At 61.2% G+C, this 13,257-nt stretch carries 12 protein-coding genes and 1 tRNA gene; 10 read left to right on the forward strand and 3 right to left on the reverse strand.

Annotated features, from left to right (window positions below; genetic code table 11):
* Positions 1 to 19 precede the first annotated feature (19 nt).
* Genes HNQ65_RS05825 through HNQ65_RS05835 form a run of 3 tightly spaced genes read right to left on the reverse strand, consistent with a single transcriptional unit; the run spans position 20 to position 2,423 of the window.
* The gene (locus tag HNQ65_RS05825; protein WP_184338557.1) at positions 20 to 991 is read right to left on the reverse strand and encodes a hypothetical protein; all 972 of its coding nucleotides are present in this window, start codon (positions 989 to 991) and stop codon (positions 20 to 22) included.
* Positions 988 to 1,521 carry a sigma-70 family RNA polymerase sigma factor gene (locus tag HNQ65_RS05830; RefSeq protein WP_184338558.1) on the reverse strand — a complete coding sequence of 178 codons (534 nt, stop codon included), beginning with the start codon at positions 1,519 to 1,521 and terminating at the stop codon, positions 988 to 990. The genes HNQ65_RS05825 and HNQ65_RS05830 overlap by 4 nt, the downstream gene beginning before the upstream one ends.
* 53 nt (positions 1,522 to 1,574) lie before the next feature.
* Entirely contained in the window at positions 1,575 to 2,423 is an 849-nt protein-coding gene (locus tag HNQ65_RS05835; RefSeq protein ID WP_184338559.1) for an aminotransferase class IV, read from the reverse strand.
* Positions 2,424 to 2,519: 96 nt separating this feature from the next.
* On the opposite strand from HNQ65_RS05835, the gene HNQ65_RS05840 reads away from it, so the two are divergent.
* The 10 genes from HNQ65_RS05840 to HNQ65_RS05885 all read left to right on the forward strand — a co-directional run bounded on the left by HNQ65_RS05840 (position 2,520) and on the right by HNQ65_RS05885 (position 13,153).
* Positions 2,520 to 2,594, forward strand: a tRNA-Gly gene (locus HNQ65_RS05840).
* 35 nt (positions 2,595 to 2,629) lie between these two features.
* A complete protein-coding gene (locus tag HNQ65_RS05845; RefSeq protein ID WP_184338981.1) occupies positions 2,630 to 3,496 on the forward strand; it encodes a 50S ribosomal protein L11 methyltransferase in 867 nt (288 codons plus the stop codon).
* Positions 3,497 to 3,622: 126 nt separating this feature from the next.
* Positions 3,623 to 4,597, forward strand: a complete 975-nt coding sequence (locus tag HNQ65_RS05850; protein WP_184338560.1) for an MBL fold metallo-hydrolase — start codon at positions 3,623 to 3,625, stop codon at positions 4,595 to 4,597.
* A complete protein-coding gene (locus HNQ65_RS05855; RefSeq protein ID WP_184338561.1) occupies positions 4,598 to 5,122 on the forward strand; it encodes a dihydrofolate reductase in 525 nt (174 codons plus the stop codon).
* A 49-nt stretch (positions 5,123 to 5,171) separates the two neighbouring features.
* Positions 5,172 to 6,065, forward strand: a complete 894-nt coding sequence (locus HNQ65_RS05860; RefSeq protein WP_184338562.1) for a DEAD/DEAH box helicase family protein — start codon at positions 5,172 to 5,174, stop codon at positions 6,063 to 6,065.
* 1,643 nt (positions 6,066 to 7,708) lie between these two features.
* Positions 7,709 to 10,093: a hypothetical protein gene (locus HNQ65_RS05865; protein ID WP_184338563.1), complete on the forward strand. Its 2,385-nt coding sequence runs from the start codon at positions 7,709 to 7,711 to the stop codon at positions 10,091 to 10,093.
* An 87-nt stretch (positions 10,094 to 10,180) separates the two neighbouring features.
* Positions 10,181 to 10,834, forward strand: coding sequence for a GTP-binding protein (locus HNQ65_RS05870; RefSeq protein WP_184338564.1), 654 nt, complete (start codon positions 10,181 to 10,183; stop codon positions 10,832 to 10,834).
* Between the two features lie 73 nt (positions 10,835 to 10,907).
* Positions 10,908 to 11,309: a roadblock/LC7 domain-containing protein gene (locus HNQ65_RS05875; protein WP_184338565.1), complete on the forward strand. Its 402-nt coding sequence runs from the start codon at positions 10,908 to 10,910 to the stop codon at positions 11,307 to 11,309.
* Between the two features lie 187 nt (positions 11,310 to 11,496).
* On the forward strand, positions 11,497 to 12,447 hold the full coding sequence (locus HNQ65_RS05880; protein ID WP_184338566.1) for an FAD:protein FMN transferase: 951 nt from the start codon (positions 11,497 to 11,499) through the stop codon (positions 12,445 to 12,447).
* 64 nt (positions 12,448 to 12,511) lie between these two features.
* Positions 12,512 to 13,153: a hypothetical protein gene (locus HNQ65_RS05885; RefSeq protein ID WP_221306051.1), complete on the forward strand. Its 642-nt coding sequence runs from the start codon at positions 12,512 to 12,514 to the stop codon at positions 13,151 to 13,153.
* The last annotated feature ends 104 nt before the right edge of the window (positions 13,154 to 13,257 follow it).

Genomic DNA, 13,257 nt, shown 5'->3' on the forward strand with positions numbered 1-13,257 from the left:
AAAAAGCGTGAGGTTGAAATCAATCCTGGCTGCGCGCAGCCAGCCCAGCGGAGCCGCCCGAGCTGAGCACGAGGCGCACATCATCTGCATAGCACGCGGCAAAATCATAGGGCTCCGCTCCTGGAGCCGTCTCGGGAGGGATGGCCTTCAGCTCGATCACAAGAAAGTCCGTGTCCGGCGGAATGATCATGCTGCCCTTGAGCTGCTGCCACTGCGCGGGAGAATCATCAAACGCCTTCTTGCTGCCGCTCTTGGCCGTCTCGCGGTAGAGATGGTCGCGCCAGTTCGCCGTCAGGATGGCGGGCTCGCCTGTGAAGGTCCACACATTCACGGCAAAGCTCATGCCTTTCTCCCCGGCTGCGGGCACCCACTGAAACCACGCCGACCAGTCCAGTCGAGCCAGCCCGTCTGCCAGCTCCTGATGCAGGGGCTTCATGTCCACCACCTGATACATGTTTCCCGTGCGGCTCTTCTGCACCTCCGCCTGCACGGAGGAATCAGACCGCAAAAAACGGAACATGCGGCTGCCATGCCTCGGCTTCACTCCGGCCTGCGCGGCAGTGATCTCCGCGCGGTCGCCGCTCCATCGCCCATGCACCACCGGCACTCCATTAGCCGAGAGCGCCGCGCCATTCTCTTCAAAGTCTGCATTCACCAGAGGAAGAGCCTGATGGTGCTGGCCTGGCATCCGGGGCACAGCCACAGCCCACACCAGCGAGGCACTGAAAAGACCGATGACCAGCCCTGCCGCCGCCGCAGTCAGAGGCTGCCACGTCATCCAGCGCACACGCGCAGAGGCAGCAGGCGCAGGCTTGTGCAAAGCGATGCCTCCGGCGCTTAGTGCGGCATCCACATTCGCATAGCGGGCATACAGGCGGCGGGCTTCAGGTTCCGTCCGCAGCAGTTCCTGCAGCGCCTGCATGTCCTCCACCGTCGCCGTGCCGTCGATGCTGCGGCGGATCATTTCGAGCTGTTCCTCTTTTGATTTCATGACCATTGTTCCTCCGCCAGCACGCGCTGCGTGCAGTTCATCAGCGCCAGCCGGATGCGGTGCAGCGCCTTGTAAAAAGACATCGGCGAGCGGCCCGCCTGCGCCGCCAGGGCATCGATCCTCGCCCCTGGCGCATAAGCGGCATCCAGCAGCTTTCTTTGCGCTGGCTCGAGCTTGCCCACGCAATGCTCCAGTGCCCGGCGCTCCTGCTCGTAGGCGTCTGCCTGTTCCGTCACTTCCTCCGCCAGCAGCGCCAGCACATCCTCATCAAACACCAGCCGGTCACGCCTGCGGTCACGGATCCACGCCAGGGCCTTGAACTTAGCCACGCCAAAGGCCCAGGGGCGGAAGCCAGAGGCATCATGCAGCTCCTCAAACCGCTGCCACAGCACCACAGCCACCTCCTGCATGACCTCCCGCGCATCATCACGCGAAGGCACCAGCGTGCGCACAAAGCCCAGCAGGGCCTCTTCGTGCGCCACGTACAGCCGCAGAAACTGGCTGTGCCGGTCATCGGGGGGAGGTGTCATCTCCTTTACATTCCGCGAACCGCCGCCATTTGCCGACAATTGTTTTCACCTCCTCATGGATCGTCCCGCCCCGCCACGAAATGCCGAAAGGCCTGCGCCACGCGCTGCGTCACTGCGCCATCCACCCCGGGCATGCTACGCTGATCGATCTGAGCCAGCGGATGCACATCGCGAGTGCTGGAGGTGAGAAAGGCTTCATGACAAGTTTTCAGCACGGTCATGGGCAGTGCGAACTCCGCCACGGGAATACCGGCTGCGACACAGGCCTCCAAGAGCAGCGCGCGAGTGACCCCTGCAAGACATCCTGAACTGAGCGGCGGCGTGAGCACACGTCCCGCCACGACCACAAAGATGTTGGTGCCGGTGCCTTCGCAGAGTTCATCGCGTGTATTCGCAAACAGCGCCTCCCCTGCACGCTGCGCGTGAGCCAGGGCCAGCGCGCGCACGTTGTCGGCATACGAGGTGGACTTGATGCCCGCCAGCGCGCTGCGTTCGTTGCGCGTCCAGGGCACTGTCATGGCCGTCTCGGTCGGCGGCCATGGTTTAAGTACGCTCGTAGCCACCGTCATGGTGGCGGGCGCGTCTCCGCGGTCGGAGCCCAGCGGCCCGTCGCCACTCGTGAGCGTCACACGGATGCGTGCCTCACTGAGGCCATTTGCCTGCATCGTCTCAAGCATGGCGCGCTCATACATCTCCTGCGCAGGCGGCGCGATGCCCATGGCCGTGCACGAATTTACCAGCCTGCGCCAATGCCGCGTGGGTGTGAAGGGCCTGCCACCTCGTGCCACAAGCGTTTCAAACACACCATCTCCTACCAGAAACCCATGATCAAATGGAGAGATGCGTGCGTCTGCCGTGCTGATGACGCGTCCATTGATCCAGATGTATGCGGGAGTTTTCATGCGCGGATCATGGTCTGAAAAAAATCATTCTCAAGAAACACACTTTGCGCTTGCACGATTCAGATCATGCGCCAGTATAACCATCCCAACGCAAAAGCGGGTGTAGCTCAGTGGTAGAGCACTTCCTTGCCAAGGAAGATGTCGCGCGTTCGAATCGCGTCACCCGCTCCATCTCTAACAAAGAGATGGAGCTCCCTCCGACAAAAATGTTCGTCTGGACCAAACTTACAGCTTCACGTTCTGCTGACTCATGGGAAGAACGTTTCGCTGAATTTAGCGACATCACTCTCGTTGTAACCAGCAGCCCCGGCAGCAAAACCATCAAGCTGGAGGGCTACTGCGAAGATCCAAAGCTTCTCAAGGCCATCCAAAAGCAGTTTGGCGGCACCGTGGCCAAGCTGAAGATCGAAAACTGGGCCGCCCACTCCTCACAGACTCCGCCGCCGGTAAAAGTGCGCGATGCCTTTGTGATCTGCGCGCTAAAGACCGCCGCTGAGATCAAGCAGGCCCGCGCCAAATTTCCCGGTCGTGAAATCATCGCCGTGCCCGCAGACATGGCTTTTGGCACCGGCCACCACGCCACCACCGCCACCGTGCTGCGCCTGCTGGTGGATGCCGCCAGAGAGCGCAATGCCGCCGGACACAAGTGGACCATGGCCGATCTCGGCTGCGGCAGCGGCATCCTGGCCATCGCCGCCGAGAAGCTCGGCGCCGCCCGCATCTGGGGCTGCGATTACGATCCCGCCGCCGTCAAAATCTCCCAGGAAAACGCCATCCGCAACGAGACCCCACGTACACGCTTTACTCGTGTCGATGTGCTGAAGTGGGAGCCCAAGCAGACCTGGGACATTGTGGCCGCCAATATCTTTCACGACGTGCTGGAGGCTGCCTTTCCGCAACTCCTGCGCTCCGTGGCCCCGGGCGGCATCCTCATGCTATCCGGCATCCTTAAATCCCAGGCCAAGGACTGCCTGGCCGCTGGCAAGCGTGCTGGTCTGGTGGTGGAAAAGGTCATCACGAAGGGCAAGTGGGTCACCGCCGTAGGCAGGGTAAAGAACGAGAGCAGGACATAATCAAAGTGGGCTGGAAAGTCACCTCCTCGCCGTCCATGTCCTTCCATCCGCTACATAGCCACCCACCTTTTTTCTTGAATTTGCAAATCCGGCTCGTTAATTATCATTGGAAATTAGCAGCCGCTCATGCTCTTCGATCCCGCTCCCTCATCCGGCGGGGCTGGATCCTCCAGTCCGCCCAAAAAACGTGGGCTGCTCAAGAAGGCACAAACAGAGGGTAACCGCATCGGATTGCTACCCACGGTAGGCTGGCGCAAACGCAATTTCGATTTCCTGAACGAGGTTCTCATCCCCACCCTGCTATCTCCGCGCCGCCCGGGACAGGATTTTGGGCGTCTGCCTGTAGCCACCTCTGATGAGATCGCCGTCACGTGGCTGGGCCACGCTGGATTCTTTGCCCAGGTGGGCGGAGTGAACATCGCCATCGACCCCAACTGGGCTCTCTGGCACGGTCCTGTGAAACGCGTGCGGAATCCTAGCGTCTGGGCCAAAGACCTGCCCCATATCGATCTCGTGCTGGTTACCCATGCTCACTACGACCACTTGCACCTGCCCAGCCTGAGAAAACTAGCCGCCGCGCAGCCCATCATCGTGCCGGAAGGCGTGGGCAAAGTGGTCAAAAATTGCGGATTCGGACACATCGTAGAGCTTAAAACGTGGCAAAGCGCCACATTCAAAGACCTGCGCATCACCCTCACGCCTGCCCGCCACTGGGGTGCCCGCATGATCCACGACACACACCGCCAGTTCGGCGGCTACCTCATCAAGTCTCCTCAGCGCTGCCTCTTCCACTGTGGCGACAGCGCCATGTTTGACGGCTTCCAGGAAATCGGAAAGCGCGCCAGCATCGATCTTGCGCTCATGCCCATCGGTGCGTATGACGCCCCCAGCGGCAGACAGGTGCACATGAATCCAGAAGAGGCGCTGGACGCCTTTCAGATGATGGGCGCGCACTCCATGGTGCCCATGCATCACGACACCTTCCCACTGGGGGGCGAACCCATGCATGAGCCCGCCGAACGCCTTGTCAAGGCGGCCTTCGAGCGAGGCCTACAGCATCGTGTACGCCTGCTGCGCGAAGGCGAGTCCGCCATTTACTGATTGAGCACGCGCCCGTTACTGACACTCATCGCAGTCGTTTCTGCAGATGGATTCATCTCCACTGGCACCGGAGTACCGTGGCGGCTGCCGCGCGATCAAGAGCACTTTCGTTCAATCACACGCGGCCATTGGCTGCTGCTAGGCCGCCGCACTTATGAAGAGATGCTGGGCTGGTTTAAAGATCACCACCCACTCGTGCTCACCCGAAGCATGGGCTACGTTCCTGCCTGCGGAGAAAGAGTATCCAACGTGGAGGAGGCACTGCGACTGGCAGGCGCTGGAGGTGCACAAGAATTGATCGTTTGCGGCGGCGGAGACGCCTACGCCGCCGCCATGCCGCATGCCGACCGCCTTATCCTCACGCACGTGAATGCCAATCTAAAAAGCGGCGTTCCGTTCCCAAAGGTAGATCCCATCTTATGGCAGATGACTGAGCGCGAGGACTTTCCACCCGATGCCATGCATGAATTTGGCATGCGCTTTGCCAAATACGCGCGCCGCTCACCCCCTGCGGCGCAATTATAATAATTTCAAGATGAGCAAAAGCATCTTTGGGTGTATCTAAGGCAAGCACATGACATTTGCCCTTCAGTTTAAATCCGGTTCCGCTGCCGCCCTGCTGGCGTCTGTGGTGTTGTGCGCCGGGTGCACAGGCCTTAAGACCAGTGCGACTAATTCTGCGTCGACTGCACAAGCCAAGACTGAGTCCAAGGACGCCACGCTGGTGAAGGCCCCCACGGACCTGAGCTTTCTGCTGAGCATGAGCTTCGTTGAAGCCAAGAGCATCTCCACGCAACAGCTGGAATTTCCGCCTTATTTGAAGATCGCAGCGGACTCCATCCAAGTCTTCAAATACTCTGCTGATGGCAAACCACTGAAGGCACGGGCACGTGGCAAGGTCTTCCTGGAGATGAACTTCAATGAGCCTGCAAAGGCTCTCTGCCAGGAGGCTTACATCAACCAGGATGAAATCATCCTGCGTGGCAGTCCCATCCTGCAGCGCGGCGGCAGCATGGTCGAGGGTCTGGACGACGGCACCATCTTCTACTTGTTTGGCACCTCCCTGCGTGTCATCGGCTTGCATCGCGTCAACAACCAGACTGAGATCTCCTCGATGATGCCCACGCTCGGCTCCTGGGCTGCGGGCCCCAATCCGCTGCTGCCTCCGCTGACCGAAAACGCCGTGCCCAACAGCATCCGTGACTCCATGCAGCGCGCAGCAGAAGCCGAGATGCTGCACCAGAAAACGCGCGAGCTCTACGGCCCAGCGCAAACGCAGGACAGCCCACCTGCCACTCCGCCAGTGCAACCGGAAAAGGACAAGGAGGCCGTAAAGCCTAAATCCGCTCCGCCGCCCACTGCCCCGGCAGTTTCTTCGAAGAAGAAACCCGTGGTCGAAATCCGCCGCGCCATCCCAAGCAAGCCTTCCTTCTGGAACCGCTTTCGTGGGGACAAAACGCGTGCGTGAGCTGAAGAGCAGCTTCGAGACGTACAGTGGAGAGATTGTTTGAAAAACACGCCTCCGCTTTTCTAACCACAGCTTACTAAGGTTTATCCGTGCCTTAGAAAGAGAGTCACGGAGCTAGAATGACTTCGAATATAGGGGCTGCACGCTAAAACTTGGCGCAAAATAGGGAATCCCTCCTCTGTGGAAAGGCACCCCGTTGCGGGATGGGCATACACCGCAAGCAGGGGGTAAATAGCAACGGGATGGCCTGCGGATTGCTGAATCAAGATTCATAAACGCCAAGAAGAGTAAAAACCCTTGAAGAATGAGATGTTGATATTTAAGATCCCCTAAATAACTCAAATGCTGAGGTATTTATTTATAAAAACTAGATTTTTCACACAGGCTTGCTACTTTGTCGTTAAGTCGGGCCGCTTCATCTGCCGATGAGCTTTTCGTTTAGAGGTTTGTTTCAGCGCGGAACCGGTTCTCATGAACCGGTGCAGGGCGTTCAGCAATACTTCACAGGAGCACATAATCAGAGGGTGGCGGGTCCCGGAACACAAAGTCTTCCCCCCATGCAAGCCTCCTCAGTTCCACCATTTTCAGCAGGCGCTTCTCCGTTTCAGATGAGCGGGGGACCGCTGTTTAAAACTGCAGGCAATGAACCTGTGGCAGCCCCGCCGATCAATTCCACCACAGGCCTTTCCCCATTTAGCGTAGCCGGAGCCACCCCCACCAATGCACCTTTGACGGTCGGAGACGTGATCCAGCAGTTGCCTCCCGAAGTGGTGCGTGGGGGAGCGCTGCCTATGGAGCAGCCACTCTCCCTGCCCCCGGCGCTGGTGGAAAATGCACTGCGCAGCGGACAAGCTGCGCTACCGGTTTTTGAGCTTTATCGAGTCTGCCCGGCCATGTTTCAGGTGCCCATCTCGCCACAGGATCCGCGTATGGTTTCACTGCCAGCAACGAAGCTGCCCGGCCTGATCGCCCAGGCGCGTGAGAGCGCTCCTGCACCACACCCTCCGGCCATGCCGCCAGGAAGCTCTGCTGCTGCCGGCTCTCCTTTCTCGCTGGCGCAGCCTGTGCCCACGCCAAATTCACCTGCGGGATCACCTTTTCAAATGCAGCCGCCCGCGAGCCCGTTCTCTCCAGTGGCCCGCATGCCTGAGCCAGCTGGTGGCAGTCCTTTTTCTATGCCGCAGGCTGGAGGTGGCAGCCCCTTTTCCATGACTGGAGGGGACGGAGCCTCGCCCTTTGGGCAGCCTGCGCCGGGTGCACCGGCGGGTTCTCCCTTTTCTCTGGGTGGGGCGAAGGCATCCCCCTTTGAAGCAGCCTCCACAGCGGGGAGTCATGCAGGTGGCTCGCCATTTTCCACTGCAGCGGCGCCTCTGCCAGCGCCGGGAGCGCCTGCGGGCTCTCCATTCTCCCTCGGAGGTTTTCTGACTGCAAGCCAGCATGGTGAGGCACCTTTACCAAAGCCTGCACCTGGCGCCCCTGTGGGTTCACCATTCTCCCTAGGTGGCAGTTCGCCTTTTGGCACAGCATCTACGCCACAACCAGCGCCGGGAGCACCGGCGGGTTCCCCCTTCTCTCTCGGGGGTGCCGCAGGTGGGTCTCCCTTCGCCGCAGTCTCGACATCCCAGCCTGCGCCGGGTGATTCGATGGGTTCGCCGCTCTCCTTCGGCGGTGGTGCTGGCGGCCCAGCTTTCAGCGCGGCTGCCGAGCCTCAGCCCGCGCCGGGTGCCCCTGCAGGTGCACCTTTCTTGATGGGTGGTGGCGTTGGTGGTTCGCCGTTTGGTGGAGCCTCGACAGCGCCTGCGAGTTCGCTGTTTGGAGCATCAGGCGCACAGCCACTGATGGGCGCAGCACAGGCCTCATCAGCCTTTGTGTCCGGCCATCAGGCGAATTCATCTTTTGGCAGTCCGCCGGCCTCTCAACCGCCGCCCGCTCCGGAAAAAGTAGAGCTTGGTCAGGTTTCGATCTCCCAGCTTTTCACACCGCAGTCCCAGGCGCAGGCCTCTACGCCCGCCGATGCCGCAGGCGCACCCGCCATGCCGTTTGGCTCTCCTTTTGTGTCCGCAATGAAGGAAGCAGCTCCTCCGTCGGCTGAGCCTGGAGCCCCTGAGCCACCCGCCATGCCAGTCGGGCTCTCCGCCTTTGCCACCCTCTCCCCACAGCCGACTGTGCAGGCGCCGATGCAGTTTGCCCCGGCACCCGCAGCCAATCCTTCCGGCTTTGCACCGCTGACGCTGCAGCCTGCTGCAACTGCTGCACCCTCTGCCTTTGGCGCATCCGCCCCTGCCCCTTCCGGCTCCACGGCCAGTGCGCCGGGCGTGGTGAAGCTGGGCTTTGCCGCAGTGCTCAATGGCCGCAGCATGGAAGAACTGGGCTTCAACCCCAGCACCCTGCCCGCATGGATCTCCACCAATGTTCCTGCGCATGTGCTCAAAGAGCAGATGGCCACCGGCAACTTTGTGGTGGAGCTGGGTCTGCTGATCGATGGGCTGACGGACATTGGCTTCCGCAACACACTTGGAAGCGCAAAACGCGACTGCAGCATCAGGCTGCCGCAGAATGAAGTTTTCCATGCACTGACCCAGGCTGGCAGCAGCGGGGCACCGGCCGCTGCGCAGACCATGCCTGCTGGGGTGCTGCCCACGGCACGCCCCACGACAATGCAGGTGGTGCCCGCCCAGCCACAGCCTGGCGCTCAGGTAGTACAGTCCCTCTTTGGCCAGCCTGCAGCAGAGCCCAAACCTCAGCCCGCAGCAGAGCCTGTGTCAAAAGCTGCGCTCAATCCCTTCGGCCAGAGCCAGCAAACACCAGCCCCGATCACAGCCTTTCGTGCCATGCCGCCCGCAACAGCGGCCCCAGCGCCTTTCAGCTTCCCGTCTGCACCGACACTGGCTCCAGCCACTCCGGCAGCAGGATTTGGCTTCTCGACACCGCCCGCGCCGGCAGAACCGCCGCCTCCTGCCGTCAGCCAGGCTCCTGCTGGCATTTCCCTTTTTGGAGGATCATCTCCATCTCCCGCAACCCCCGCCGCTGCGCCGCAGCAGCCCCTGCCCGGTGCATTCCAGAATTTCGGAGCTCCCCCCACTGGATCAATTAAACCGTTTGATCCTTTTGCTTCATCATCCGCAGGTCCTCTGCCTTCGTCCAAAATCGGCCTGCCAGCAGATTCCGCCTCTGGTTTCAGCAGCGCGCAGCTTCTGGGGCAGGCGCCTGCATCTCAGTCTGGAGGATCACTCTTTGCACCAGCCCCCGAGACCAAGCCCGCGACTACGAGCGGCATGTTTGCCCCGGCGCCTGAGATCAAGCCGCAGGGCGCAACAAGTCTCTTCGCGCCCTCTGCAGCACCCGAAAACAAGCCGGCCACCACCAGCCTTTTTGCCACCCCCTCTCCTGCGCTGCTACAACCCACCGCAGCCATGGCCCCTGCACTGGAGGAGATCCCATCCTTTTCGCCCGCCCCCATGACTGAGGCCAAGGCGGCCACGCGCAGCCTGTTTGGCTCCGGCGCGGGCAGCATCCCGCTTTTCTCAGATCCTCCTCCCACGCCCAAGAGCAGCGCCGCGCCTGCACCGGCCCCGGCACCTGCCAAGCCTGCGCCCCCCAAGACCTCTTACCTGGGGCTGGCCCCGCTGGACACCCAGACGGACCAGCTGCTGCTCCGCGCGCTGCTGGCCACCGAGGAGAAGCTGGACGCCCAGCGCGTGGTGGAAAAGCTGGGCTCCATGCCCGGACTGAGCGCCTGCGTGTGCCTGAGCGGCGCACGCGTGCTGAGCCATGCCAACCTGGCCAGCGTCGAGGCCGCCCAGTTTCAGCAGCAGGCGCCGGAGATCGCACGCCAGCTGCGCGGACTGGTGCCGCTGATCGGCATCGACGGGGCGGAGACCTTTACCCTGAACGCCGGCGGCCGCCTGCTGACCTTCTGCTTCCCTGGAGAGAGCATCGTGGGTGTGCTGCACGATGAAGAGCCCAGCACGGGCATGCGTGACAAGATCACCCTCATCGCGCGCGAGCTGGCGCGCATGCTGGGCTGAGAACTGGCGCGCAATCTGCGGCGGTGCTGCGGCACAGGCAGTCTTTTTTCTCTTCCCTTCCATACGCCCGTTTCCTAAAATACCGCCATGCCCAGCGTCAACCACGAAGACCGCACCGTGAGCTTCAAGATCGTGTACTGCGGCAGTCCGCTGAGCGGGAAGACCACGAACCTGCAGCAGATCCACGCCAAGCTGGACCCCACTGGACGGAGTGATCTGGTGTCCCTCTCCACAGCGCAGGACCGCACGCTGTTCTTTGACTTTCTGGCAGTGGAGGCAGACGCGCTGCCGGGGTACAAGACGACCTTTCACCTCTACACGGTGCCGGGGCAGATCACGTACAATGCCACCCTGCAGCTAGTGCTGCGCCAGGCAGATGGCGTGGTCTTTGTGGCGGACTCCCAAATGGACCGCCAGCGGGACAACCTGCAGTCCCTGCAAAGCCTGGAGGCCAACCTGCGCATGAACGGCAGCGAATTGGAGCGCCTCCCCATCGTGCTGCAATACAACAAACGTGACCTGCCCAACGCCGCGCCTGTGGAGTACCTGGAATATCTTTACAACAACCGAGCCACGCCGTTTCTGAGCTTTGAGTCGGATGCGCGCACCGGGCGCAACGTGCTGGCCACGCTGAACGCCATCTCCCAAGCGGTGCTGCACCAGTTCCGCCAGAGGGCCGCCCCGCACGACAGCAGCGGTGCGGCGAAGGAGATGCGGACCCAGGAGCTGGCTGCGGCGTGAAATGCCACGCTGAGCCGCCACCGGATTTCTTTTCTGCGACCGCCCCTCTCCACGCCACCGCGCACCGTCTCTCATGGAACTCGCCACGCTCGTGTCATCCCTGCCCGCCGTCATTCAGGCTGCCATAGCCGATGACGCCGGACGCCTGCTGGCCTGCGCGGGAGAGGGTGCGCCGCCCAACGCCGCCGTGCTGGTGCTGGCCCATGCCACGCTCTCGGCTGCCGCAGAGCTGGGCCGCCGCTCTGACAGCGGCGAGTGCCTGGAGATCGTGCAGCAGCATGAAAAGGGTGTTATCTACCTGCATGCGCTGCCGCGACATCGCCTGCTGCTGGTGCACTGCCACAGCCCGGCCCCCATCCCTGCCTTGCGCGATGCCTGTGCCCGGCTCATGCCCTCTGCCTCCCCGCCGCTTAAGACGGCCCCCATCCCTGCCCTGGACCTGGGCGATGCGCTGCATGCGGAGCCGAGGTGGTGATGTTTGCAAATGAAGGTGCATGGACGTGCGGCCGGAGCCGATGTGGACATCGGCGCTCCCAGCAATGAGCGGTGTGGTGGAAGAGTGATCTCGTGTTTGAGAGGTTGTCAGGGTGGTCGGAAGAATCGCGGTGGTTGTTTGAGGGGGCTGTGGTAGGGGTGGCCTCCCACCTTTCCCCCCGCGCCTCATGACCTCCGCTGCAGCACGGCTGCTTTTGCTTCTGCTCCTCGTCTGTGCGCTGCCGTTGAGTGCGCTGGAGCGCTTTGATTTCTCCGCGCCGCTGATGTTCACCACCTTCCGCATCTCGGTGCATGCGGAAAACCGTGCGCAGGCGGAGCAGGCGGCGGATGCGGCCTTCAAGCGCATCGCCGCGCTGAACGCCGTGTACTCCGATTACGAGCCGAACAGCGAGCTGATCCTGACCTGCAATGCAGGCCCGGACAAGCCGGTGAAAGTGAGCGCGGATTTGTATGATCTGGTGCAGCGGTCACTGGAGCTTGCTGAGATCACGGAGGGGGCCTTTGACATCACGTGTGGAAACCTCAGCCACCTGTGGCGGCGCACCAAGCGCACGCACCAGCTGCCGCCTGCGGAGCGGCTGCAGCAGGCGCTGGCGGCCACGGACTGGCGCGCTGTGCAGCTGGATGAAAGGGCGCACACGCTCACGCTGCTGAAGCCGGGCATGCTGCTGGACGTTGGCGGCATCGCCAAAGGCTATGCGGCGGATGCGGGGCTGAAGGTGCTGCGGGAGCACGGGCTGACGCACGCGCTGGTGATGGCGGGCGGGGACATCGCCATCGGCGATCCGCCACCAGGGGAGGATGCGTGGGATATCAAGCTGCGGCAGTTTGCCAGTGAGAAGCCGGAGGAGGACATGACCACCGTGCGCCTGCACAACTGCGGCGTGTCCACCTCGGGGGATCTGTACCAGTTCACCGAGATCGAAGGAAAGCGCTACTCACACATCATCTCCCCCTTCACCGGCATGGGGCTGACGCAGCGTGTGGCGTGCTCGGTCATCGCCCCGGACTGCACCACCAGCGACGCCCTGGCCACGGCCATGTGCGTGCTGGGTAGAGAACGCGGAGAGAAAGCAGCGGCGAAGGTGAAGGGCGTGACGGTGAAGTTTGCGGAGTGACCTAGGGGAAGCCCGACGAAAGCAGGTGCATTATTGTCTGAAGGCGGCAGAATAAACTATGGAAATGGAATCCGCATCAGACTCTGAGGCATCTTGGACCAAGTTCCTCAACCCTGAATCATTGAAGCAAAACCTTCTCCAAGGCGGTTTATACCTGGCAGCATTCGAGATGCTCAAAGATTCACTCGTGGGAAGACCAAAAGATTTCTTCTGCTTCGGAGTTTCTGAAGGTGAATTTGTCAGCGACTTGTCCTCACCAAGTTATGAAAGCGAAGTACGTTCTTTGCACAAGCATCCCTTTACGGCATCCGCTCTTTGGTGGCACAAGCAAGGTGCCCTATCGGATCTAGATCTCGACTTCTTAAGACAGATTCGAGAACACCGGGATCAGATTGCGCACAATATGCCGAAGATGATTGGAAGCGTGAAGCACAGCATCAACCTAGATCTGCTGACACACACAAACTCGATATTAGCCAAGATTGACAACTGGTGGTTACAGAACATCGAGGCAGCGATTGCCCCGGAGCAGTACGAGCGGTTCACTCAGGAAGAGCTGAAAGCAGCGTCCAGTATGAGTTCCGTTTTTCTTGCAATGATGATTCCACTTGTTGCGGGCGATGACAGTCAATTCCGCAGCCTTTACACGATGTGGTGTGAACGCCAGAAACAGAAGGGCGAAGCAGTCGCGAATGCTCCTCACTAGGACCTCAATTCCGCGCTCGACGCGGGTCCACGATGGTTGATTCCCTTGTGCACACTCACCGATACTCGCTGAACAAACCTGCAACGGCAAAGAATAAGCTTTCC

The organism is Prosthecobacter vanneervenii, from assembly GCF_014203095.1.
In the GTDB taxonomy this organism is placed as follows: Bacteria; Verrucomicrobiota; Verrucomicrobiia; order Verrucomicrobiales; family Verrucomicrobiaceae; genus Prosthecobacter; species Prosthecobacter vanneervenii.